This is a genomic window from Microcoleus sp. K5-D4 (assembly GCF_036704575.1).
Classification (GTDB): domain Bacteria; phylum Cyanobacteriota; class Cyanobacteriia; order Cyanobacteriales; family Microcoleaceae; genus Microcoleus.
The window spans coordinates 18,353-42,202 of record NZ_JAUBSD010000025.1 but is presented as its reverse complement, the minus strand read 5'-3'; the positions used below and the strand labels follow the sequence as shown (position 1 = coordinate 42,202).

Sequence of the window (23,850 nt, the reverse complement as noted above, 5' to 3'; positions counted from 1 at the left end):
CGACCCAATGCCTGAGAATGCCTTGTAGTTGCTGCATGAATGCACCTGTCTGTGGGATGGAGTGCCGGATGCTGTGGACGAGAAGTCAGGAGAAAAAGCGCAGAGAGCAAACACTATTTTGCGTAAATCTACAGATATTCTTATATTTCCTTTGCTCGCTCAATACTTAAAAACTTCAATCTTCTGAAGATTCAACCTCTCGTGAAGATTCGCTATTTATCCCTCGATTCACATAGGGTATTGATTGTTTCGGTATTGCTACTTGTTTCTTTATTTGCTCTATAAATCGATTCTGATTTTCGATAGTTTGATTTACAGAGGCCATAAATTTATTTTGTTCTGACATCAGGCCTGCTATTGCTATATTATCTCTCAATCCATACTTGTCTATATTTGTCAATCGCATCGCTTCAGTGACTGATAATTGTTTAGCAAAGTCGGCTATACTACTCACGGGATTATTGGCAGCAGCCACTAAACGTTCTATATTGCTCACCGGATTATTGGCAGCAGCTATTAAATGTTCTATATCTCTTAATCCATACCCATCAATTGCTGATAATTGTCTGGAAAAAGTATCATGTAATTCTGGTTCAGATAAACTATTTGAAACAGAAACTTCTTCAACTTCTTGTATGGATTTATCGGCTATTTCTAGTTGTAAATAACTTTTAGCATATCGTAAAAAGTTATCTGGTGTATACATATGAAATATAGAAGCACCAGCTTCCAAAATTTCTTCTACTAATTCTGGGCGCGGTCCAATTGTTTTTCCATGCTCCTTTCTCCACCAATCCTCTTTATTGTCTGCGGTAATAAAAATGATATGAGTTAATGACTTGGACTTAACTTGTTTTAATATCTGTTTCCAAACAATCAAGTCGCCATATTCTTTTTTAAAAACCAATCCTTTACAAATATAGTGGTTATCTTTATCTTGATTTTTGTTCTTATCTTTAAAACCTGGGGGACGAAAAATTTTGTACCTTTGCTCGCCTTCTGAATATATTTGATCTAGCTCTTCTTGATTGGCAGGTGACTCACCAATCTTGTCTCCGAATAAATCTGTAATTTTATCTCTTATATAATCTCTACCATCTTTATTAATAAGCTCCTCTCTACAAGGTATTAATTTATCCCAAAAAGTATCAAAAGCTTTCTTGATATCTTCACTCATTTCTCGAACTAATTCGGGAGGAAAACATTTGGATCTGAAAGTCTCGGAAATAGTTTTTGTGATTTCATCTAATTTACTCTTAGCCTCAGTAAAATTAGCCTCTGCTTTGTTTATTCGAGTAATTCTATTTTCCTGATACTCAAGTGCAACTTGATGGGGAATCCATAAACGATTTCCTATAGCTTCTAAAACTTTAAAAAAGTCTTCGCGTGTTGCATTGTGATGTTCGTAAAAATCCAAAAGAACATTAGTATCAAAAATAAAAATACACTTTTGCCACAGTTCAGAAAATTCTTCGTCAGATGGGGAATAATAGCCGGGGAATAAGTCTTTCATTTTTGTCAATTACTTGGTAAATATCTTGCGCGCTCCACTCATATTGAGGCGCATGGTGATGACTTGCTCGCTAACCTGATAAACCCTACTTGCTTCGACCACGCTCATCTTAGTTTTAGCAATGTGAAAGGCTGCTTCCTTTGAAATAAGCAGCGCTGGCCCTAACCAATTCGCTTCATCCTCCTGTTCCACATCGAAGTAGCGGCAGCCGTGCTCATCGAGTACAGGACGCGGAATATGACCGAGGATGCCGTGACCGAGTTCGTGAGCGATATTTGAAGCCTGTCGGGGGAGATGGTGCGAATCATTGTGGATGATACGCCGTCGGTAGCCGTCAATGATGGTGACAGCCGAAAAGCTTTCCCGCTCCTGTTCCATAAAGTGGGCAACCGGCTCTGGTATTTCGCATTTGTAAGCTGATAGGGGGTCTACGGGAATTTCTAAGTGCCGGGCCAATCTCCAGGGGCAAAGGGGGTCGTGAGGTCTGAACCCCAACTCCTTTCTGAGTTCCCGAGCATAAGCATCCGCTTCAGATTTGAACCCGCGGCGTAACTGCTGTTTCATCAATCTATTCGATCCTTGCGTAGACGCTCATAACCTGCTTTGAGAATGGCTTCGAGAGCTGCTGCTCCTTCTGGGGTGAGATTGCGATCGGCCCGTAAGTACGCAGTAATTTGAGTAAGCGGGTCTGATTGGGTCCGAGTATCCCGAACTCCTTTGACAAAAGACTCAGCTTGCAATCCCGACCATTTTAGCAGTGCTGCCAAACTATCCACATCAGGCCTCCTTCCTTGAGCCATGCGGGTCAAAGTGGACGCGCTTACCTCAGACTGTGCCGCTACCTGCTTCCACGTTAGGCGCTGCGACTGTCGCTGGCTATCTAACGCTGCGTAAAAGGACTCTACATCAAACTCTACCTTAGCCACCATCCCTCTCCCATTGCTACCTTGCAATTTTAAGTCACTTGTGTAATCTTGGTAATTGCGAGCTAGCAATTCTTAGTCATTGTCGCAATTATTGGAGGAGTGGTACTGTGATTGCATCAAAAAATTATCGGATTCAGATTGATGAAACTTCTTATGAAGTGGACGATCCAGTGATTACAGGCTTTCAGCTTCTTGACACGGCAGGGAAGAGGCCATCTGAGGAATACCTCATCTTTCAGCGGTTGCAGAACGGGCAGCTTGAGGAAATCAGGCCTGATGAAACGGTCGATCTGCGGAAACCGGGCATAGAGGCGTTTATCACCTGGCAAAGCGATCGCTCTTTTCGTTTTGTAATTGACGGCAGGAAATTTGAGTGGGGCATACCGCTAATTACCGGACTGAAGCTCAAACAGCTTGCGGGAGTTGACTCGCAGTCTTATGGAGTTTGGCTGGAGGTACGGGGCAAAGAAGACCGCCCGGTTGGAAATGAGGAGTCGGTGGAGCTCCAAGCTGCCGGAGTCGAGCGTTTCTTCACGGGTAAGAAGACTACGACGGAGGGTTAATCCATGAGCTTTTTACCGTCGCGAGAGCGGGAATATCTTGAAGGCAAAGGTATTGTCTTTCAGGAAGTTATAGACGGCAGCCAAAAGGGAGTAATTCTCCCTTGCTTTAGGTTGCCGTCCAACAAGTACGATGTCCACCAGGCTGATGTATTGATTGTGCTTCCCCCAGGCTACCCAGATGTCCCGCCAGATATGTTTTACTTGCAACCCTGGGTGAAGCTTGCCACTCGCAACCGTTACCCCACAGCAGCAGACCAGGCTTTTAGGTTTAATGGATTGTCCTGGCAGCGGTGGTCGCGCCACAACAACGAGTGGCGTCCCGGTATTGACGGTATTTGGACGATGCTCAAGCGCGTGGAACACGCCCTGGAGGTGGCTGCATGAGCTTTACTGCCAGTATGGTGTTGCAGGAGGAGCACCTTAAATACCTCCAAGAAAGCCTGATCCACACTGATGGAAGAGAACGGGCAGCTTACGTGCTCTGCGGTGAGGTAGTTGTTGAATCCGATCCTTGGGATGGTCAGCAGCGCCGGAAATATCTTTCCTATGAAATCCTCGCGGTTCCTGAAGATGAGGTAGTTTCCAGTTCCGATCGGCATATTACGTGGAAGACTGATTCTTTTGTTCGAGCATTGAAGCTCGCTCAAACGAGGGGGATGACGGTGGCTCTCGTTCACAGCCATCCGGGAGGTATCGCTGCGTTTTCCGAACAGGATGATAGAAACGAACCCGACCTTGTAGAGCTTGCCCAGCACAGAAACGGTATCCAGACAAAACTCCTGAGCGTAATTCTCACAGACTCAGGAGAGCTTGTCGGTCGCCTGTGGACGAGCCAGCAAGAGTCGATTCCCCTGCAACTGATTGGTGTTGTAGGAAAATCAATTCAGCTCCACTACACGGGGCGGGGGCAGGGTATACCTTCGTCAGTTTTTCAGCGACAATCCCTCGCATTTGGGGAAGCACTTGCTCAGGATTTATCGACGCTCAGGGTTGGAGTGGTAGGCTGTGGCGGTACGGGCAGCGCAGTCGCCATGCTGCTTCCCAAAATGGGAGTACGACAGATTGCGCTCTTCGATCGAGATGTAGTTGAAGAGAGTAACTTGAACCGACTTCACGGCGCAATTCGGGAAGACGCTGAAGCAAAGCACCCGAAGGTTCTTGCTGTAGCGCGATCACTCTCGGAGTTAGGGCTTGGAGTGCAAGTCAAGTCCTATCAATCGTGGATAGGCGATCTGGATTGCCTAAATGCGCTGAAGTCTTGCGATATAGTCTTCGGTTGCACGGATGACCATGCCGGACGGTTGCTGCTTAACCGCTTTGCCTACTATTACCTGGCTCCTGTTTTCGATGTAGGGCTTGCCATCGAGGTATCTCCAACTGAACCGCCAGAAATCAAAGCGCTAGATGGTCGAGTAACGACACTGGTAGCCAGCCCCAACCAGACCTGCCTGTTGTGCCGAGAAGTTATAAATCCTGTGGTAGCGCGGGACGAGGCTTTGAAGCGGAATCATCCGGTCGAGTACGAGCGGCAAAAAGCAGAGGCTTACGTTCTAGGCGAAGGAAACCCAAGTCCCGCAGTGGTACTTTTCACCACGGATGTTGCGATTATGGCGATTGAAGAGTTGGTGCACCGCCTTCAAGGATTTCGAGGCGAGAACGGTGCGATTGCCCAAAGAGTAAGAAAATTTCACCTAATGACCGATCGAAAGCAAGCTGCTGATTCCAAGTCGCATTGCCCTATTTGCGGTACTGCTGAGTGTTGGGGCAAAGGCGATATTGTTCCATTTCTCGATTTGGTGGAGTGAGCTATGTTTCTTCGCAATCTAATTCGATGGATTCTAATCAAGCTGAAAGTAATGGACAAACCAGACTTGTCAGCACGGATAGTTAAAGTTCATCCGACACCTGAAGAAATTATACCGAAACAGGTATTTGTCGTTGGTGAGGCCCGGTATCGGAAATGGGCTTGTTTTCGATGTCCCGGTGAATGCGGGGAGGCAATTTTGTTGTCGTTAAACCAGACGCAGCATCCTTCGTGGAAGGTTACTATAGACTGGTTGGGACGGCCGACGATTCATCCCTCGGTTAGGCAGATCAACGAGTGTAAGTGCCATTTCTGGGTTCGTCACGGCTCCGTTGAATGGTGTTCCGATACAGCAACTATAGCCCAAAGGAAATCCTAGTTGTTCGGAACAGCAATCAGGATTGTTTTGAAACTGCATCCGATCTTGAAGAAGTTTCTACACGCGCTGCTGCATAAGGCACAGCAGTAAAACCTGGGGCGTTACAAATAATCTCACCTAAAGCACAATTATGATTGCAGTGAACCCTGGCTTTTGGTGTTGAGGAACGCGCTTTCCTGACTTTTCCCCGCCCTTGGCTGTTTAAACCGAAGACAGCCAGCGTTCTTCGTGCCGGTACCGAGAATAACCGTTGTTGCTAAAAGTAACAAACACCGGATTTTTGGTATCGCATTCTAAAAAAGTATACGTCCAAGTTGACCCAGACCAAGCAACCTCATCTACTTCATAAATCTGTCGCGGCCCTTGGGAGTTGTAAATGCCAACTCTTTGCCCTTTCTGGAATTTTGCGCTTGGTTTCATCGAACGAATTTATTGTGGATCGGGCGCGCGAGCGTTACACCTAATCGCAATTGCCGGGGAACGCCAAAAAACGAGCGCCTCTATTGTTGTATTACATTAAGGGAATTCAGGACGCTCGGCACGGACGGGCGCGGACATAGGGACGATTAAATAAATTTATCTAATGCGAGTTTTGGGTCGATCGTCAATCGTTCCAATGCTGCCGTCCTGGTTAATTACTACATCGTAATCGTGCGTTAAAAAAGTTTCGATTGTGAGAAAACAATAACCGGGAAGGGCAGGATCGTATGAAACGTTTGCGGTTTCAATAGGAATTTCTCTACCGCTCGCCACTTGTGGACAAAGACCTTGCCTGTAAATTTCATCCAACGCCAACCCTATTAATTCATAAATTGGTTTGTTTTTCGCCATATTTCCCATTGAATTTTAAGATAAACACCTAAATGTTGCCATCTGGTTGCTGGCGGCGATAACAACTATTGCCTTTGCTTCGGACATCATTATAGCAAATGTATTTACTGGTTCAATTGTTCGCAGTAATTAAGGAAAGAACTCATTTTTTTAAACCGCCTGACTCCATATTGCGATTGCCGATGTACGAGGTTTTGCGATCGCCGAACCTATCTGCTTTAGGTTAAGTTGCTTCTTATCTGCGAAAGAGCTTGATTCAAACCCTCACTGTGAATCCAGCCTACGAAGCCACCATAAATCATTCTGCCATCGGGATCGGCTAAAAAAATGTGGTCAACGCCAACGGGGTTCTTCCAAGCCCTAACCGCCGTCCCATCCCTGAGCCTTATTACTGGACGGGAACTTTTAAAATCCCTGTGGTGTGCTGGAGTCATGCCTGGAACAGCTTGTAAAATAGCGATCGCCGAGCCTGTGATATCGTCCATGTTAGTAACGATCGTCGCTGCCACACAACCGCACCCATCCGTCACCGTCATTTGAAGCCTTTCCTTAATGTCGCCGTCAAACAGCGACAATTTCTCAATCTCTTCTAAAAGTTTCCCGTGCGGTTCGGATAAGCGCCTTTGGCAATAAATTGCTGTTAGCAAGTCCTCCAGCCCCACTTTTGTCAAAGCATCTGCAATTAATCCTGTCAAACCTAGCACGGCAATGCCACCTAACATTCCCGCAGGGCCTCCCAGAAATGCTAAAGCTGCTGTAATGGCCGCAGCTCCTGTAAAACCTGTCGCAGCCATCGTCACCACCAGGATGACACCGGGTAAACCCAAACCAGCTACTTTCTTGACGACTTCATCCATTTTACCCACCTTTGCTATTGCTTTGGGAACCTTACCAACCGCTTGCGGGTACGGAACACCTGCTAGCGCAACAAGTTATTTATTCTAGATTCTTGCCTTTACTGCCTTGCTGCATCAATCTGTGGATTTTCTTAACGCGGTAGCTGAGTTTAGGGGACGTTTGAACAAAAGGCAGTTGACAGTAAGGCATTGAGATTTTGGCGATCGCTACAACGTTGCAAGAAGCGATCGCCCTTTCGGACGCCGGCATCCGAATAAAGCTTGGTGCTGCAGCCGAAGCATTATTGGCTGTCTGTGGCGATGAGGGAAAGGAGGTACAGGCGAGTGGTGAGGAAAAACGCGGAGTGCGGTTTTTCCGACACTTTAGGGGCTAAGCATATCGTAGTGTTTGAAGAGAGGGCGATCGCTACCCTATTCCAGGTTTATAAACTACAGTAGCACCTTGTAAATCAGTTTTTATGGTGCAATTAGGAGAGTTTTTTACTATTTAGCTAAAAAAAATGGGTGCGGTAATTAACACAACTTTAAGTTTTTACCTTGCCTGTGTGGCGGAATATAACCCGCTTGTTGTTGTTTTTTAAATAATTTTGAGAACTAATTTATTTGGATAAAAAAATTAGGCTATTTTTCTAATGAATGTATTCTCTTGTTTTAATTTTAACTATTGTTTTACGAAGCTCGCTTGAAAAAAGTTTCATTCTTTTGCCCCGCTCTACTAAAGTAATGCATCATATTTATAGTGAATATGCTGTAGAGTTTAAACTAGGGGCAGTAAGCAATCCAGCTACAAACTAGGTTAACCTCAACCATAGTGAGCGATCACACGCAGTACACCCGCTACACCAACATCCATTGTTCGTCAAGACTAATGCCTACCGAGAGAATCCCCGAAGACACACTTGACAGTATTCTTGCCCTCCAGATAGTGGTCGCCTGGGCTGGTGAAGGAGCTTGTGACCCCAAACGCCTTGACTGGTGGCGTACTGACTTAATTGATAAAGACGGTGGTGGCGACCTATTCCTGCGACTGCTTCCTAAAACCCACTTATGGGCATCTTTAGAAACAGTAAGGCAGGCAGCAATCGCGTTAGACCGACGCAAGCGCTCTGAAATGGCTAGACCAGATCATGTTTGTACATTATTTTTCTGGGGATTCTCTGTGGATGAGCAATTAGCAGAGCGACTGGCTTTTCATAAGCGCAATAGAAAACACCCACGAGGCACTTTACCAATTCCAGTGGATATATATCAGCCTTTTTCTCAAGCTGAATTTAAAATAGCTATTGAGATTCCCAATCAAAAGGTGGAATTTAAGGTTGTACCCAGCGGACGGGAAGTTTTAGGGGAAATGCTAAAAGCACTCGACGAGCGTGCTAAGAAGTTAGCATCTGCGCTTTTACCCCTACCCCAAGCCGACAGCTATCCCATGCCATTCTACCGTTTAAAGGAAAACTAAATTCAATGGCTGGGATAACTAAACATCAAGTTCTTAACAAAGTATCTGCCAACTTCATATTACACGGTAAAGAAGTTGAGCAATTCCATACCCGTTTACTGCGTACATCCTTGGCTTTGGAAGAAAGTCGAGTTTATTGGGAACATTTAAGAATAAATATTCCCAAGGAAAAAAGAGCAGTGGTGGCGTTTGAAGAACGCTGGTTTGGTAGCAGAAGTATGGCACGAGTTCGCAGTCTACTGGTCGAATTGAGCTATCGCTTCGATGCCTATCCGATCGCACTACAGGTTCTTGGTCACTGGTGTCCCTCCGATCCAACGACTCGCCAAAATATCTGCCACTGGTATATGCAGCTAACAGATCCCATGTATCGTACTTTTACAGGTGTCTTCTTAGAACAGCGTCGTCTTCAATCCAATCCAAGTATCGACCGGGATATAGTAGCCCGTTGGGTGACTCAAAAGCTGGAGAATGAGTGGTCAGCAGCAACAACTTTACGAATGGCAACGGGTTTAATTGCTGCTGTGGCAGATGCAGGGCTTTGCTCGAAAAACGTCGGTACGCGCAGCCTCCAGTATCCCAAGGTAACTGATGAAGCACTGGCTTACTGGCTCTACTTTTTGCGTCATCTGTCTTTTGAAGGGTCACTTTTAAATAATCCTTATTTCACATCAGTGGGTTTAAGTGAGAACTTTCTGGAACAGCGGTTGCGCCGCTTACCAGGACTTACCTTTAATCGGATGGGCGACCTTTACGAGTTTGAATGGCATTGCGCTGACCTCAAATCCTGGGCGATTCAAATCTTAGGCTTGAAGTGGGAGGAAGAAGTATGACAGGGTTGTTATTTGAAAGTTCGTCCTTAGAAAGTGCTATACAGGCACTACGCAATGATTTATTGGATAAAGATAGCCCCAAAATTAGCACGATGCGGAATTACCGATTTGCGATCTTGCAATATACCCCTCGTGATGAGTTTAAACTTCGCGCCCGCATTCGCTGGTTAACTGATGACCTAAAAAGTCAAGGGTGGAATGTATTAGCAATTTCTCTTCAACATCTATTTTTAACTCGAATTAAGAAAGAAGAGCAACGAGTTTTAGATAGCATGATTGGCACTGAACATCGTCTTTATCCTAAATCCCCTGAGCGGGCACTTAACCATTTAAAAGATAAAATCGCTCTCTATGTTGAGGGGTCTGAAGGAGTTGCTAAAGACGTAATTGCAGTGATTGATGAATTTGCAAATAGTTATCTTGGAGACAACGATCGTACCTTAATTTTTTTAGGACGTGCTGGAGCTTTATATCCATTTTTTCGCTCGTCAGCTCTTCTTAAACATATTGATGGTAAAACACGCAATTTGCCAGTTGTTCTGCTCTATCCCGGCGACCGCAAAGATTTGAATGCTTTGTCTTTTATGGGAGAACTCCCTGCTGACCGCGACTATCGACCTCGGATCTACTCCTGATTAATACTACTGTCGTAATCACTAGAGAAACAATAATGTTGTTATGCTAATTAAAGATATTTTTGCTGCTGACATTACCCGTGATATTGCTCCTGTTGTTTATTTTCATGAGCAAGACCCCATTAAAGTTTTAGAAGAAGTTTCTGAATATATCATTACTGGCGGGTATCCAGAAAATGACCCGCGTCATCGCCGCGTGCAATCAGGAATTCACGAACAGTTTGTTAAGTTACTCAAAGCACTAGCAGAAGAATTAGAGAAAAAAAAGGGAGCGGAACTTCCAGCATCTTGGATTTCTGGTTTTTATGGTTCTGGTAAATCGAGTTTTGCTAAGCTTTTAGGGCTTGCCTTAGATGGTATGGTCTTACCTGATAATCGTAAGTTAGCCGATGCGCTTTTGGCACGGGATGACTCACCTAATTCTCAGGAATTTAGGGACTTATGGTACAAGATATGCAGTCAGATTAGCCCCATTGCAGTAGTTTTTGATATCGGTGCAATAGCACGGGATGATGAACATATTCATTCAGCCGTGAAGCGTCAGATACAAGTTCGTTTGGATTATTGCACTATTAGTCATTATGTAGCAGACCATGAACTAAAACTAGAGTTAGACGGCAAGTGGGATGATTTTTTGATGTGTGCCCAAACAACACTTAATCAAACTTGGTCAGCAGCAAAGAATGACCAATTGGCAGAGGAAGCTTTTTCTGAAATTATGCACGCCATGAATCCTACTCGTTATATTGACCCAATGAGTTGGTTTGATAGTCGTGCAGGTTCTGAGACAGGCATTGGTACATCAGTCACAGAAACAACTCAAGATATTATTAATATGCTCGATCGCCGTGCCCCTGGTAAAACCGTTTTTATCGTGGTGGATGAAGTGAGCCAATATATCCACCAGGATAACAACCGAATGCTGAAATTACAATCCTTTGTTTCAGATTTGGGACAAAAATTAAAAGGGCGAGTTTGGTTACTAGCAACTGGACAACAAAAACTTGAGGATAGTGAAGATCAGAGCAGTATTGGTAAATTAAAAGACCGTTTTCCGCCGAAATTACGGGTTCATTTAGCACCCACTAATATTCGCGATGTGGTTCACAAAAGGTTATTGAAAAAAGCTGTCTCAAAGGAAGCCGAGCTGCGAGCGCTCTTCCAACACCACCGCAGTGACCTAAAATTATACGGCTATAAATGCGATTCTATCACTGAAGATGATTTTCTTGAAGTCTATCCCATGCTGCCCGGATACGTTGATTTGCTGATGCAAATTACGACCAATCTCCGCACTCGTTCTACTCGTGCTAAAGGAGACGATCATGCAATTCGCGGATTGTTGCAACTGTTAGGTGAATTGTTTCGAGAGCAGAGGTTAGGAGAACGACAGCTTGGTGCTTTAGTGACGCTAGATAGTATTTATGAAGTGCAACACTCTGCCCTTGATGCAGATTTGCAAAATACCTTAACTCGGTTATTTAATCATGAAGAAGTTATTAACAATCCTCTGGCAATAAAAGTGGCAAAAACTGTAGCCCTTTTGGAGTTAATTCAGGAACAGGAACCAACCACAGCGACATTCGTTAGTCAGTGTCTTTATTCTGAATTAGGTCAGGGTAATCAAGAGCCAAATATTACACAAGCATTAGAAAAATTGCGGAATTTAGGGCTGCTTTCTTATTCTGATAAATTCGGCTACAAGATTCAAAGTTCTGCCGGACAAGAATGGCAGCGAGAACGGGATAGTTACAGTGTTATCTCCGATGCTCGAAGTCAAATTGTGGCAGAGAAGCTGAAAACTTTGCTCGGTAGTGTGGAACGTCCTCGCTATAAAAATAAGGGTTTTCCTTGGGGTGCTTTTTTTAGTGATGGTCACCAACGGCAAGATGAACGCCTGCAAGGATTGAACGATCCTGCTGTCTTAATTGTTGATTTCCGCTATCTTTCTAATCCAGAAGATCGCAATTCTAGCACTTGGATACAAAACAGTGATAGTGCTAATTTGCGCGATCGCATTATTTGGGTTGTCGGTAAATTAAGCGATTTGGTTGTCCAAGCGCGAGATTTAGGACGTTCTCGTCATATCGTCAATAAGTACGAATCGCGCCGACACTCCCTTTCGGGAGAAAAACAGCGATTATTGTCTGAGGAAATCACCCGACGAGATAATTTAGAAAAGAAAGTACAAACTACGATCGCCCAAGCTTTTTTAGATGGTGAACTTTATTTTAGAGGGCGGTATATCGATAAGCAACAATTTGGTGCAGCATTTACTACAGTTCTAGAACGGGTGGGAGAAAGTATTTTACCAGAACTCTACAACTGCTATGTTGATATAGCGATTACACCTACGGAATTAACCCAACTTCTCGAACCGAATTTATCAGGGCCATCTCAAAAGTTTATGAAGTCGGAATTGGGTATTTTAGAACTGGATGCAGGTAAATATATTCCCACCTGTAGCGGAGAAGTTCCCTCGCGTATTGCTCAATATATTCAAGACCAAAATGGCATTCCTGGCAACGCCCTACTCGCACATTTTGGGGGCCCACCCTACGGTTATCCGGCAGATGTGGTTAAAGCTTGTTTAGCAGGGTTGTTACGCGCTAATAAGGTGCGAATTCGCCCGGAAAGTGGTCCAGAAATCACCTCGGTGCGCGATCCGGGTGCTAAGGATATGTTTACCAAAGACCGGGATATCAAACGCGCTGATTTATTACCACCGAATCAAACGGAAATTAGTGCGCGTGACAGAATTGCCATTTGTAAGTTTTTCAAGGACTCCCTTGGTACTGACCTCGATCGGGAAAATGATGCGATCGCTGATGCTGTCTTTCAGCAGTTTCCCAATCAGGTAAAACGCTTGCAAGAGTTGGAGAAACGTTACAATCGCTTGCCAAACCGTCCAGATTTGCCCCCAGCTTTGGTAAAGTTACGGGAGGCGCTGGAGAAATCAATGCGATCTCGTCAAGTAGAAGATACAGTTATCACTGTTAAGAAAAATTTGGATGCCCTACGAGATGGCATTCAAGAATTAGGAATTTCCTTGACAGATTTATCCGATTCTGGTATTGAAGTCGTAGCTAAAACAGCTAAAATTCGGGATCACCAAGTGGCGCAACTCCAGCAGATTGACCGCATTGCAGAAGTTAAGCCAGCAATTGATGCTTTGATAGATCACCTAAATTGCGAGCGACCTTGGCGAGATATTAACAGTTTGAAACCGCATTTAGAAACGATTGAAGAGCACTATAAGGCGGTGCGTTTGAGTTTAATTGAACAGCAAGACAAACAAGCGGAAACGATTCGCAGTCGCATAAAACAGCGCCAAGGGTTTATTAAATTAAATGAAAAGCAAGGCGATTATGTACTGCGTCCAATCCACAAAGCCGTTCCTGATACAACTCAAGACTCGCTTTATCCCTCTTTATTAGAGTTACGAGATTCAGCAATTTTACGATTGCAAACTGCTGAACAAGAGGCAAACACTTATTTGGATAATACCTTATCTCAGGTGACAGATGAACAGGTAATTCAGCTACAACTTAACCTGAGTGGACGTGAAGTAAGTACGCCAGAGGAAATAGAAGCTTTAGCAAATCAAATTAAAGAACGCCTCTTAGCGCAGCTTAAACCAAACACTCGCATTCGCATTATCTAAACACCTTAATCTTTTCTGTCTTACTTATGTACCTTACTCCTCAAGCTAAATCTAAATTGTCCAATACCATTCGCATTTTGAGAGAACGATTGCTTATCGACTTTCATAATGCTATCGATAGTGCGTATCGGCTGTCTATCCCTTTAAAGACAGCGGGACTTTCAGAAGAACTACACATGAAACGTCAGCGTTTGGAACAGTGGTTAGATGAACAGTCTCGCAGCGAAACTAAGGCGAAAAAAGATGAGGTACGCCAACGTTATCTAAAAACGGCAGAAAAATTGGCAGCAGCGACATTTTTAAACCGTCTGATTGTGATTAAACAAATGGAAGCGCATGGACTTATTAAACCAGCCGTAATAACGGGGGGTTGGCAAAGTTCTGGGTATCGGGAATTTAGAGATTTTGCGCCGGAATTATTGAAGGATGAAACTGAGGGATATGGGACGTTACTGCAACTTTTATATGATGAATTATCGTTGGAGTTGCCGGGGTTATTTGGTGATGTGGGAGTAACGGCACTATTTCCAATTCCAGCGAGTACGTTACGGGCAGTTATTGAAGCGTTGAATCAACCAGAATTACAGGATGCTTGGTTAGATGATACTACGCTGGGTTGGGTTTACCAATATTGGAATGACCCGGAACGAGAAGCACTGGATGCTAAATTGAATGGTGGGGGAAAGGTGGAACCTCACGAAATTGCTAGCAAAACCCAGATGTTTACAGAGCGTTATATGGTGGAATGGCTGCTACATAATAGTTTGGGGCAAATGTGGCTGGCAATGTGCCAAAAGCACCGTTGGATAGCGGAAGTAGAAGCAGATGGTACGTTACAACGTTTGGAAACTCGGCGCAAGGAATGGCGGGAAAAGCGCGAGAAAGGGGAGGTAAGTTTAGATGCGCTAATGCCAATTGAGTCGGAAAGTGAGGAACTTTGGAAGTATTGGGTACCGCAACCTTTGACGGATGATGCTGTTGAGTATGCGCCAGATAGTGTGCGAGAGATTAAAATTTTAGATCCCGCTTGTGGTTCGGGGCATTTTTTAGTAATTGCTTTTGGGTTGTTGTTTGCGCTGTATCGAGAGGAAGCGCGACACCGAGGGGAAAGTTGGAACGATGTTTCAATTGTAGAATCGATTTTAGAGAATAATCTTTATGGCATTGATATTGACCCCAGCGCAGTGCAAATTGCGGCAGCAGCGTTAATTTTGAAAGCGCGTTTGATTTGTTCTGAAGCGAGTCCGCGATTTTTTAATTTAGTTGCATCAAATCTTCAGTTAGGTTCTTTACCGGAAAACGATCCGGCATTAGTGGAATTGCGGCGAGAGATAACAGAAACTACAGGAATTCCTGAAGAATTAACAAATCAAATTGTTCAAGCTTTGAAAGGGGCGGATTATTTAGGGAGTTTGCTGAAAGTTGATGTGATGGTTGATGTAGCAATTTGGAAATATGAACAAACTTTATTTGACCCGATTCAAGGAGATATCTTTGAATCAGTTTATGTAAAGGAGGAGGCGAGTAGTTTAGCCAGTCGCATCCAGAAAATGAAGGATTTTCTTTTGGAAAAGCTAGAGCAATTTTTAGCACGTTGTACCAATGGCGATGATTTGGGTTTGCGGTTGCGGGGAGAACAATTGGCGGCGGGAATTCGGTTTATTCGGATGATTCAGGAAAATTATTATGATTTGGTAATTGGGAATCCACCTTATCAAGGAACTAGCAAAATGGTGGGTGCTGCTTATATCACTAATCATTATCCGAGGGGGAAGGCAGATTTATATGCAGCATTTTTAGAACGGAGTTTACAATTAGCAAAGGTTGGCGGTGTTTCGGCAATGCTAACAATGCGAAATTGGATGTTTCTTCAACAGTACAGCACTCTTCGACAATATTTAATTGAAACTTTTGACCTCCGATTAATTGGAGATTTGGAAACAGGTGCTTTTGAAGAAGTTTCTGGAGCACAAGTAGTGCTTTCTGTTGCCATGTCTATTTTTAATAAATTGTCTCCACATATTGAAAAAAGTATTGCTTTTCGACCAGCACCTGGAGATTTGAAATCAGCAGGTAATACTGCTCGTAAACGAGCCGCCGTTCTAGCCCAGGTCGGACGATTTGAATTTAAAAGTGATCGTTTCAACGCCATCAAAGAAGAACCCCTCATTTATTGGTGGGACGATGATTTTCTCAAACACTATGCTGAAACTCCTAAATTGGGTGATGAAACCCATGTTCGTCAGGGATTAGCAACTTCAAATAATACTCGATATTTACGATTGCCTTGGGAAGTACGTATTGAGTATATACTACTGAGAACTGCCAATTTTAATGGAAATTTTTGCAACTCCCATAATTGGATTCCTTTTATTAAAGGCGCGGTAGGAAAACTTTGGTTTGAACCACTTTCGGATATTATAGAGTGGTCGAATCACGGTTTAGCTTTAAAAACTTATGCTCAAAAACTTTATAAAAGCTATACCAGAACTATAAAAAACGAAGAATATTATTTGAAAAATGGTATTTCTTATTCAACTATTGGTGCTCTCTTTTCAGCTAGGGTAAGACGGTATCAGAGTATATTTGATGTTTCTGGATCTTCAGTTTTTCCGAGAAATATTTCTAATGCCCTTTGTTTGATGAATAGTCAAAATACTGGTCAAATTCTTACAGCTTTGAATCCAACAGTTAATTTTCAAGTTGGTGATGTTAACCGCCTTCCTCTCTTCCCTATCGAATCATCAGACGAAATCTTCGCCAAACTTGATAAAGCTTTCACGGAACATGAAGCCGCCCGCGAAACATCTGTAGAATTCAAAAAACCCGGTGTATCTGCTTGGAACTATGCCCAAGAATGGGCGCAAAAAGCAGTAGATAGAGAACCCGCAATCCCCTTACCCGACTATCAACCCATTTACGAACAACCCCCCGCTACTAATTTTGTATCCTATTCCATTGGTGTAGCATTAGGGCGGTTTGAGAAGGCAGAGGGCGGAGGGCAGAAGGAAGAAGTTAGGGCAGAGGACAGAGGGCAGAGGGCAGAAGAAAAGGTGGTAGAAGATGTACTTCCGTATGGAATTTTATATCTTTCCAACTACTCCGAACACGACAGTTTAAAAAATCCTGCCAGCCAAATTATCGACGAAACCTGGCAACAATATGGCGTAACCATTGCCAAAAACAAAACCCTGCGAGAATGGCTGAGACAGAACTTTTTTAAAGACGTTCACCTGGGAATGTACGAAAACCGCCCCATTTACTTTCCCCTCTCATCCACTAAGAAAAACTTTGTCGCCTTCATCAGCATTCATCGCTGGCAAGATAACACCTTGCAAGACCTCTTAGCAGAATACCTCATCCCCGAATTAAACCACCTCGAAGGCGAACTCAGCGACTTAATTGATGCCCGACATCAAGGCGATAAAAAAAACCAAACCAAAGCCGAAGAACGCTACAGCAAAATTCAACAACTCCACACCGAACTAAAAACATTTATTGACCTCGTAAGACAAACTGCCGAACAAGGCGCACCCCCCGCCAACCCCAAAGACACCGCCCGCGAAGTCGATGCCCGTTTCAAAATGGATTTAGATGATGGTGTAATGATTAATAGCGCTGCCCTTTGGTCACTTCTAGAACCCCAATGGACGCAACCCAAAAAATGGTGGTCAGAACTCTGCAACGCCCAAGGCAAAAAAGATTACGACTGGGCACATTTAGCCGCCCGTTACTTCCCCAGCCGAGTCGATGAAAAATGTCAAAAAGACCCCTCCCTCGCCGTCGCCCACGGTGTTTTTTGGAAATACCATCCCGCCAAAGCCTACGAATGGGAATTGCGCTTAAAAGATGAAATTTCCTCCGACTTCACCATTGATGAACAAAACTCTGATGAATATCGCCAAACCTTTGAGGAAGAAAACCCAGAATTAGTTAATGACTTAATCGAAAAAGAAGAAAAACGCCGAGAACGCAAACGGAAAAAAGAAGAAGATGATAATGATACGCCTCTTTTAGACCAAATTGATAATTCAGGGGAGGAAGAAGAATGAAAGAACTAAATTTTATTACCAGTGTTTTAGAAGAACAAGTAAAAGGGGAATTACGTCAACAAGGAATTGTTGTTTGGCTAGATAAAGACGGTTACTATAATACCTACGTTGATGATTTAATTGCCCGTTATTCTCGCGGGGAATTTTTTGCCCCCGTCGTCGCCTTTCGCGGTAGCTACCTAGAAATGCTACTCGCCCTTGAACCTTATGGAAACGGACTCGACCCCGAACCATTACTCATTCATCTCCCCGGTCACACCGAAGAAACTGTCCGTAAAACCCCAATCCTAGAACTTTATCACGCAGGTTATCGCTTCCGCAAAGCTCTCGATACCCTCATCCGCGAAGCCGCTACCGGGCGCGTCACCCCTGCCGAAATTGACGCTTATCTGAAAAATGGCATTTCTGACCTAAACTCTGCTGAAGTCTGGTTAGAAAGCCACCTAGCCCAACCTCAAGGCGGAATTGCCGCCTACCTAAACAGCCTTAGCCTAGAATGGATTTTAGACGGTCTTTTAGGCGAAGAAAAAGTTTTACAATCAAAAATTTCTGATTCAAGCGCCCTTGATACCCTCGCCCAACATCTCTATCGTCACACAGGATTAGATCAAGCATTTTTGCAATTTTTTCAGGGCAATAAACTTTTATCTTTTATAGATTTAGGAGATGCTTTTGCAGCTTGGTTAATGTGTGTTGAATATGTCAACGACCTTAAGCGTTCTCCTTATTTAGATACACTCAAGCCTCTGACTCGATTATCTAACCCCCTACGAAAAGCTTGCGAACAATTAATTAATTACCTAAGACAACGCCACCCGGAAATTTATGCGATAAAAGCTACCATTGTCGAATCCCATTTAGAACCTGAACTTAATGCTATCCGTCCGGAAGATTTAGGAAAAATTGATACATTCCACCGCGAAGAAAGTATCATTTTAGAAAGTGCCGTGCGATCACTTCTGACCGGAGAATGGCAAAAAGCGATGCAGTGGTCAGACTCTCGCACGGAAACCCCCTCATTTTGGCTAGAACGCGATCGCACCCGCCGTTTAGAATGGTCGTTAATCCGAGATGCTGCAACCTTGGGGTGTGAGATTGACAAAAATGGGCGATCGCTCAAAGACATTTATACTCTTAGAGAAGCCCTAGAAATTTACACCCAATCTGCCTATGCAGTAGACAAAGCTCATCGCCATTTAGAACAACAACGATTAAAACTTTTAGAACCTACTTTACCACATTTCGCTCAACTTCTAGAAGCGGCTGATAAACTACGTTCTGAATATCGAAATTGGGCAGATACTTTAGCTCAAGACTTTGCTAATATTTGCACTAGAGAAAGCTTTTTACCCGACGATGACTTACAACAGCGTACCTTGTACGATCAAGTTGTTCACCCCCTAACCAAAACTAACAAAAAAGTCGCTTATTTCTTAATTGATGCTTTCCGCTATGAAATGGCAACCGAACTAATAGCAGAATTTGAAGACAGTGGCATTACTGTTAATCTAAAAGGACGTTATGCCGAACTGCCAACTATCACCGCCGTTGGTATGAACCTTCTCGCTCCTGTTCATCAATTCGGCAAATTATCCCTAGCAAATGGAGAAGGGTTTAAAGGATTTAAAACAGGCGAATACACCGTGCGGAAACCCGACGAAAGAGTCCGGGCAATGAGCGATAAAAGCATTGATAATGTTAGTGCAGGTCGGCGGAAAGTGCGGGGCGTAAGTTTAGCAGAAATTTGCGATCGTTCCACCACCAGCTTAAAAAAAAGTTACTCCGATGCCAATCTGATTGTTGTTCACAGTAAAGAAATTGACGATGCAGGCGAAGCAAATGTCGGTTTAGCCACCTTTGAAACTTGGCTGCAACAAATAAAATCAGCTTGGAATTTACTTAAAACTATTGGCATAAATGAATTTATTTTTACTGCCGATCACGGATTTCTTTTACAAGACCAAACCACCCAAGAAAAGCCCTATGGTAGTAAAAAAGATCCCAATCGCCGCTACATTTTAGCCGCAGATGCCCGCCTAGAAGAAGGGATGGTCGTCGTTCCTCTAAATGCTCTTCAATACGAAGGTCAAAACAATTACTTATTATTTCGTAAAGACACAGCAATATTTGCCACTGGCAACCCCGGTGCGACTTTTGTACATGGTGGAAATAGCCTGCAAGAGCGAGTTATTCCTGTCTTAACGGTATCCCATCGCTATCAATCTAATCTAGCGATGGTTAAGTACCTAATTGAAGCCAAACCCGAACGAGAAATCATGGGTCATAGTCGCATTCAAGTACGGATAAAACCAGCGCCCGTAGCCCAAGGAGTTCTCAGTTTTGTGACAGCTAAAACTATTAACCTTGCCTTGCGCGTACCAGAACGACCGGATATTCAAATAATAATTAAAGATGCACCTGGAGCCGAGGTAAAAAATCAACAAATTGAAATTCCGGTTGGTGGAGATTGGATTGAGGTATTATTTGACTTGAAAGGACAGCGAGATGAGCGCGAGCGAATTGAAGTTTTCCATCCAGATAACATTGAAGATGTAGAACCGCTCATCCCTCAAACTTATTTCAATGTATCCGGTTCTCTCCAAAACGCTTCTTCTCCTGTTACCGAGTCAAGTCGCGGCACAAACTGGCAAGATAGTTTTGAAGATGAGGCAATTCGGAACGTATTTCTTCACCTCCAGCAACACAGCTCAATTACAGAAATGGAGCTAACTCAAATGCTTGGTTCAGCCAGACAGGTACGGCGCTTCTCCGTAGAATTTGAAGAACACCTTAAAAAAGTTCCTTTCTCCGTCATAATTGAAACAACCAGTAACGGCAAACGCTATGTCAAACAAAGTTAAAATAGAAGGCAATAACTATGGCAATCAGTGAACGAGATATTGAGCATATTTTCGAGCGTTTACGTTCTGGCGTTGTTCCTGAACGAGGCTTAGAAATCTTTGCAGTTGGCATTGACAAACAACGCACTGAAATTCATCGCCAACTCAAGTTAGCAGCCGATAGCGAAGGAGTTTTTAAGTTCCTACGTGGCGGCTACGGCTGCGGAAAAACCTTTATGTCCCGTCTGGCCATTCTCGATGCCCAAGCACAAGGATTTGCAACTAGCTTTGTAGTTGTGTCTGATAACGACTTGCAGTTTTACAAATTCGATGATGTTTACCGCAAAGTCGTGCAAGAGTTAGGCACTAGCTCCTGCGCCAGAAGTGCTTTAAGTGATATCATCGATCGCTGGATAGCCCGTATAGAAGATGCCCTCATTGCCGGCGGTGCTAACGAAAACAGTGATGAATTTGATGACCAGGTACAGCAACGTATGGAAGAAGAACTCGCCTCTCTAACAGGTGGAAAAGCACCCGAAGACATGGCACGGGTTCTCCGCACCATTTTTAGCCTTAAACAAAAAGGTGAAATTGCCGAAGCCAGCGCCCTACTTTCGTGGCTTTCTGGTAGCGAAAATGTAGCAGCTAGCGCTAAGAAAGTTGCCGGCATTAAAGGTGATATTGGTAGCAGAGATGCCCTCGACTACCTACATGGTGTATTAGAAATCGTCAAAGCTTCAGGCTACAAAGGATTAGTTATTGTCATTGATGAAGTCGAAACAGTCTTGCGAATGCGCCATGATAGTAGAGGCAAATCTTTGAATGGAATTCGCCAAATTTGTGATGCTGCCGATCGCTATAAAGGGTTACTTTGGATATTCACTGGGACACCCGAGTTTTTCGATACTAAACGGGGAGTCGCTGGGTTAGAACCTTTGAGCGAGCGCATCCAATTTCTTGTCTCTGGTGGCTTTGCCAACCCTCGTCAGCCCCAACTAGAACTAAAACCCTTTGACGCTAATCGTCTCAAAGAAGTCGCACTCAAGTTGCGAGAAATCTATCCCACTGCTAATCGAAACCGTCTGATTACTAAAATTACTTCTGAGTTTATCGAACAATTAGTTGCCAAAGTCACTTCTGGTTTTAAAGGAGATGTGGGTGTTGTTCCCCGTCAATTCTTACGTCAGTTCGTCAACGTCCTTGATTTAGTGGCTAATGAAGAAGATTTTAACCCCATGAGTGCCGAGGGTTTTGAAATCAAAGATTTGAATGAAGATGAGCAAAGAATTAACCAAGGTCATACCTACTTTGATGAAGACCCCGCCGATGTTAAGGGCTACGCAGCCATAGAATTTTAATTATGACCTCTACCTTTGCTCGTTTCCCTCCCCGTCTGCAAGAAGCAATTGTCGCTCGTTTAGGCTGGTCTTCTTTGCGCCCAGTTCAGGAATTAGCAGGACACGCAGTGTTAGATGGTAAAAATGCTATTATTTTGGCTCCCACTGCTGGCGGTAAAACGGAAGCTTGTATCTTTCCCTTACTAGCTAAGTTAATGGAACAGGAACCAGAGGGAGTTGGTTTAATTTATATTGCACCCATCAAAGCATTACTAAATAATCAGGCAGAACGCTTAGGGCGTTATACCGAAATGGTTGGGTTGCGACGCTTCCTTTGGCATGGAGATATCAAAGATTCTGATAAACGCGCTTTTATCAAAGAACCAGCCGCAGTTCTGATGACTACTCCTGAATCTTTGGAAGTAATGCTTTTATCTGCCAAAGTTCCTGAAGCGAAACTTTTTAAGGACTTACGAGCTATAGTAATTGATGAAGTTCATGCCTTAGCAGGGACAGACCGAGGTGCTCACCTAATGTCTGTGATCGAGCGAATAGTACGTTACACCACCAATGACGTGCAACGCATTGGATTAAGTGCTACTGTAGGCAACCCTGCTGATATTCTGTGCTGGCTTCAAGGAACCTCAAAACGCCCCAGCAGTGTCGTAGACCCTCCGAAAGTTCCTTCTAAAAAGGATCTGCACGTTTATTTACGAGATACATTAGGAGCGATCGCCCAAAATGCCAGCCAAATCGCAGCCGGCAAAAAAAGCTTGTTTTTTTGTGAGAGTCGGGCATTAGCTGAGGATATTGCTGAACGGATGTTAAACCGGGGTACTGAAGTATTTGTTCACCACAGTTCTGTTTCCCTAGAAGAACGAACCGAAGCGGAAGAACGCTTCAACAGAGACACCAATGCCAGCATTATCTGTACTTCTACCCTAGAATTGGGCATTGACATAGGCGACCTCGACCTTGTATTTCAAGCTAATGCCCCTTCTACTGTCTCATCATTTCTACAGCGTTTAGGGCGCACCGGACGGCGGGAAGGTCAGCGAGCTAATACAACCTTTTTTTGTGAAAGTGTGGAGACGGTGCTACAGGCGATCGCTATTATCGAACTAGCAAGAAAAGGTTGGATAGAACCTATCCCCACCCAAACGCGAGCATGGCCCGTATTGGTGCATCAGTTACTTGCCTTAACCCTTCAGTTTGGTGCCATTAGCCCCGAACGTTGCTGGGAGCAGTTATCAGTTGTGACTGATTTTTCAGGCATTACTCATTCAGAATTTGAAATTCTCATAAAACATATGATCCAGGAGGATTTTCTATTTCATGCTGGAGGACTGCTATCAATGGGAGATAAAGCCGAGCGAGTATTTGGTCGTAGGAATTTCCTGGAACTTTATGCCGTCTTCAGCAGCCCGCTTCTCTACAAAGTACAAACGTCAGCAGGCTACACAATTGGTACTATAGAACAAGCCTTCGTCGATAAGCTAGTAGCAGAAATTAGTTCTTTCCTTCTCAGCGGTCGGGCTTGGACGGTTATGCACATTAACCATCAAGAACGGACAGTACGAGTCGTTCCCGCTCCTCGTGGAAAAAAACCAAGCTGGGGCGGTTTTGCTCCTCAACTTTTAGGCTTTGAACTTTGTCAGGAAATTGGTAGAATTCTTCGCGCAGAAAACAATATCTCCTATATTGATGCCACCACACAAGCAGCACTGGACGAATACCGAACTGAGCTTAAGCCTTTTCTAGCCAATTCTCAAACTAGCATCCAAACAGAAGGTAGCCGGATTCTTTGGTGGACTTTTGCAGGGGGGCAAATTAACTACACCCTCAAGTATGGTCTTCAATTCCACCATGACTGGAAGATTGTCTCGGACAACTTTCAGATCAAGATAGAAGGTGATAGCCTTAGCTCTGGTACTCTAAGTTTAGCAATCGCTCAGATGAGTGATGCAACTTTTTGGAAAAATCCATCCACTCAACGCTTTATTCTGTCTCAGTTACCAGAGTATCGTTTGAGTAAATTCCAGCAAGCTTTACCCGATATCTATTCTATAGAAATGATTAGCAATTACTTACTAGATTTAGTAGGAGTCCTCCAATTTTTACAATTATTTTCTTTCTTCTGTGACTGAACAAAAATTAACT

At 43.9% G+C, this 23,850-nt stretch carries 19 protein-coding genes; 13 read left to right on the top strand and 6 right to left on the bottom strand.

The window, feature by feature from the left end; genetic code table 11:
- Window positions 1-175: 175 nt before the first annotated feature.
- The 3 genes from QUA77_RS10710 to QUA77_RS10700 are packed head-to-tail and all read right to left on the bottom strand — an operon-like array spanning window position 176 to window position 2,466.
- Window positions 176-1,513 carry a PIN-like domain-containing protein gene (locus QUA77_RS10710; protein WP_333450100.1) on the bottom strand — a complete coding sequence of 446 codons (1,338 nt, stop codon included), beginning with the start codon at window positions 1,511-1,513 and terminating at the stop codon, window positions 176-178.
- Window positions 1,514-1,522: 9 nt separating this feature from the next.
- Complete coding sequence (locus tag QUA77_RS10705) at window positions 1,523-2,077, bottom strand: ImmA/IrrE family metallo-endopeptidase (RefSeq protein ID WP_333450099.1); 555 nt, start codon at window positions 2,075-2,077, stop codon at window positions 1,523-1,525.
- Window positions 2,077-2,466: a helix-turn-helix domain-containing protein gene (locus tag QUA77_RS10700; protein WP_333450098.1), complete on the bottom strand. Its 390-nt coding sequence runs from the start codon at window positions 2,464-2,466 to the stop codon at window positions 2,077-2,079. Before QUA77_RS10700 ends, QUA77_RS10705 begins: the two co-directional genes overlap by 1 nt.
- Before the next feature lie 80 nt (window positions 2,467-2,546).
- Here QUA77_RS10700 and QUA77_RS10695 point away from each other — a divergent pair, with 80 nt between their 5' ends.
- Genes QUA77_RS10695 through QUA77_RS10680 form a run of 4 tightly spaced genes read left to right on the top strand, consistent with a single transcriptional unit; the run spans window position 2,547 to window position 5,185 of the window.
- Window positions 2,547-3,002, top strand: coding sequence for a multiubiquitin domain-containing protein (locus QUA77_RS10695; protein ID WP_333450097.1), 456 nt, complete (start codon window positions 2,547-2,549; stop codon window positions 3,000-3,002).
- Window positions 3,003-3,005: 3 nt separating this feature from the next.
- Window positions 3,006-3,386: an E2/UBC family protein gene (locus tag QUA77_RS10690; protein ID WP_333450096.1), complete on the top strand. Its 381-nt coding sequence runs from the start codon at window positions 3,006-3,008 to the stop codon at window positions 3,384-3,386.
- Complete coding sequence (locus QUA77_RS10685) at window positions 3,383-4,807, top strand: ThiF family adenylyltransferase (protein ID WP_333450095.1); 1,425 nt, start codon at window positions 3,383-3,385, stop codon at window positions 4,805-4,807. Before QUA77_RS10690 ends, QUA77_RS10685 begins: the two co-directional genes overlap by 4 nt.
- 3 nt (window positions 4,808-4,810) lie before the next feature.
- A complete protein-coding gene (locus QUA77_RS10680; protein ID WP_333450094.1) occupies window positions 4,811-5,185 on the top strand; it encodes a DUF6527 family protein in 375 nt (124 codons plus the stop codon).
- Window positions 5,186-5,386: 201 nt separating this feature from the next.
- Here the strand turns inward: QUA77_RS10680 and QUA77_RS10675 are convergent, their stop codons facing one another.
- The 3 genes from QUA77_RS10675 to QUA77_RS10665 form a co-directional block, all read right to left on the bottom strand.
- Window positions 5,387-5,605, bottom strand: a complete 219-nt coding sequence (locus tag QUA77_RS10675) for a hypothetical protein (protein ID WP_333450093.1) — start codon at window positions 5,603-5,605, stop codon at window positions 5,387-5,389.
- A 156-nt stretch (window positions 5,606-5,761) separates the two neighbouring features.
- Window positions 5,762-6,016 (bottom strand): hypothetical protein, encoded by a 255-nt coding sequence (locus QUA77_RS10670; protein WP_333450092.1) that lies wholly within the window; start codon window positions 6,014-6,016, stop codon window positions 5,762-5,764.
- A gap of 218 nt (window positions 6,017-6,234) precedes the next feature.
- Complete coding sequence (locus QUA77_RS10665) at window positions 6,235-6,873, bottom strand: hypothetical protein (RefSeq protein ID WP_333450091.1); 639 nt, start codon at window positions 6,871-6,873, stop codon at window positions 6,235-6,237.
- Between the two features lie 197 nt (window positions 6,874-7,070).
- Between QUA77_RS10665 and QUA77_RS10660 the strand changes: the two genes are divergently transcribed.
- From QUA77_RS10660 to QUA77_RS10620, 9 genes are all read left to right on the top strand, one after another.
- Window positions 7,071-7,247, top strand: a complete 177-nt coding sequence (locus QUA77_RS10660) for a hypothetical protein (RefSeq protein WP_333450090.1) — start codon at window positions 7,071-7,073, stop codon at window positions 7,245-7,247.
- Between the two features lie 494 nt (window positions 7,248-7,741).
- Window positions 7,742-8,329: a BREX-6 system BrxE protein gene (gene brxE, locus QUA77_RS10655; protein ID WP_333450089.1), complete on the top strand. Its 588-nt coding sequence runs from the start codon at window positions 7,742-7,744 to the stop codon at window positions 8,327-8,329.
- Window positions 8,330-8,334: 5 nt separating this feature from the next.
- Complete coding sequence (locus tag QUA77_RS10650; RefSeq protein WP_333450088.1) at window positions 8,335-9,162, top strand: BrxA family protein; 828 nt, start codon at window positions 8,335-8,337, stop codon at window positions 9,160-9,162.
- Window positions 9,159-9,797, top strand: coding sequence for a BREX protein BrxB domain-containing protein (locus QUA77_RS10645; protein WP_333450087.1), 639 nt, complete (start codon window positions 9,159-9,161; stop codon window positions 9,795-9,797). The genes QUA77_RS10650 and QUA77_RS10645 overlap by 4 nt, the downstream gene beginning before the upstream one ends.
- Window positions 9,798-9,840: 43 nt before the next feature.
- Entirely contained in the window at window positions 9,841-13,461 is a 3,621-nt protein-coding gene (gene brxC / locus QUA77_RS10640) for a BREX system P-loop protein BrxC (protein WP_333450086.1), read from the top strand.
- Between the two features lie 26 nt (window positions 13,462-13,487).
- Complete coding sequence (gene pglX, locus QUA77_RS10635) at window positions 13,488-17,513, top strand: BREX-6 system adenine-specific DNA-methyltransferase PglX (protein ID WP_333450085.1); 4,026 nt, start codon at window positions 13,488-13,490, stop codon at window positions 17,511-17,513.
- Window positions 17,510-20,374 carry a BREX-6 system phosphatase PglZ gene (pglZ, locus tag QUA77_RS10630; RefSeq protein WP_333450084.1) on the top strand — a complete coding sequence of 955 codons (2,865 nt, stop codon included), beginning with the start codon at window positions 17,510-17,512 and terminating at the stop codon, window positions 20,372-20,374. Before pglX ends, pglZ begins: the two co-directional genes overlap by 4 nt.
- A 17-nt stretch (window positions 20,375-20,391) precedes the next feature.
- Complete coding sequence (gene brxD, locus QUA77_RS10625; protein ID WP_333450083.1) at window positions 20,392-21,711, top strand: BREX system ATP-binding protein BrxD; 1,320 nt, start codon at window positions 20,392-20,394, stop codon at window positions 21,709-21,711.
- Between the two features lie 2 nt (window positions 21,712-21,713).
- Window positions 21,714-23,837: a DEAD/DEAH box helicase gene (locus QUA77_RS10620; protein WP_333450082.1), complete on the top strand. Its 2,124-nt coding sequence runs from the start codon at window positions 21,714-21,716 to the stop codon at window positions 23,835-23,837.
- The last annotated feature ends 13 nt before the right edge of the window (window positions 23,838-23,850 follow it).

Excerpts from the sequence above, each read along its gene's own strand:
- QUA77_RS10620 (WP_333450082.1), top strand. The coding sequence starts at position 21,714 with ATGACCTCTACCTTTGCTCGTTTCCCTCCCCGTCTGCAAGAAGCAATT.
- brxC (WP_333450086.1), top strand. The coding sequence starts at position 9,841 with ATGCTAATTAAAGATATTTTTGCTGCTGACATTACCCGTGATATTGCT.
- QUA77_RS10685 (WP_333450095.1), top strand. The coding sequence starts at position 3,383 with ATGAGCTTTACTGCCAGTATGGTGTTGCAGGAGGAGCACCTTAAATAC.
- QUA77_RS10675 (WP_333450093.1), bottom strand. The coding sequence starts at position 5,605 with ATGAAACCAAGCGCAAAATTCCAGAAAGGGCAAAGAGTTGGCATTTAC.
- QUA77_RS10705 (WP_333450099.1), bottom strand. The coding sequence starts at position 2,077 with ATGAAACAGCAGTTACGCCGCGGGTTCAAATCTGAAGCGGATGCTTAT.
- QUA77_RS10710 (WP_333450100.1), bottom strand. The coding sequence starts at position 1,513 with ATGAAAGACTTATTCCCCGGCTATTATTCCCCATCTGACGAAGAATTT.
- QUA77_RS10665 (WP_333450091.1), bottom strand. The coding sequence starts at position 6,873 with ATGGATGAAGTCGTCAAGAAAGTAGCTGGTTTGGGTTTACCCGGTGTC.
- QUA77_RS10645 (WP_333450087.1), top strand. The coding sequence starts at position 9,159 with ATGACAGGGTTGTTATTTGAAAGTTCGTCCTTAGAAAGTGCTATACAG.
- QUA77_RS10690 (WP_333450096.1), top strand. The coding sequence starts at position 3,006 with ATGAGCTTTTTACCGTCGCGAGAGCGGGAATATCTTGAAGGCAAAGGT.
- QUA77_RS10680 (WP_333450094.1), top strand. The coding sequence starts at position 4,811 with ATGTTTCTTCGCAATCTAATTCGATGGATTCTAATCAAGCTGAAAGTA.
- brxE (WP_333450089.1), top strand. The coding sequence starts at position 7,742 with ATGCCTACCGAGAGAATCCCCGAAGACACACTTGACAGTATTCTTGCC.
- QUA77_RS10670 (WP_333450092.1), bottom strand. The coding sequence starts at position 6,016 with ATGGCGAAAAACAAACCAATTTATGAATTAATAGGGTTGGCGTTGGAT.
- brxD (WP_333450083.1), top strand. The coding sequence starts at position 20,392 with ATGGCAATCAGTGAACGAGATATTGAGCATATTTTCGAGCGTTTACGT.
- pglX (WP_333450085.1), top strand. The coding sequence starts at position 13,488 with ATGTACCTTACTCCTCAAGCTAAATCTAAATTGTCCAATACCATTCGC.
- QUA77_RS10650 (WP_333450088.1), top strand. The coding sequence starts at position 8,335 with ATGGCTGGGATAACTAAACATCAAGTTCTTAACAAAGTATCTGCCAAC.
- pglZ (WP_333450084.1), top strand. The coding sequence starts at position 17,510 with ATGAAAGAACTAAATTTTATTACCAGTGTTTTAGAAGAACAAGTAAAA.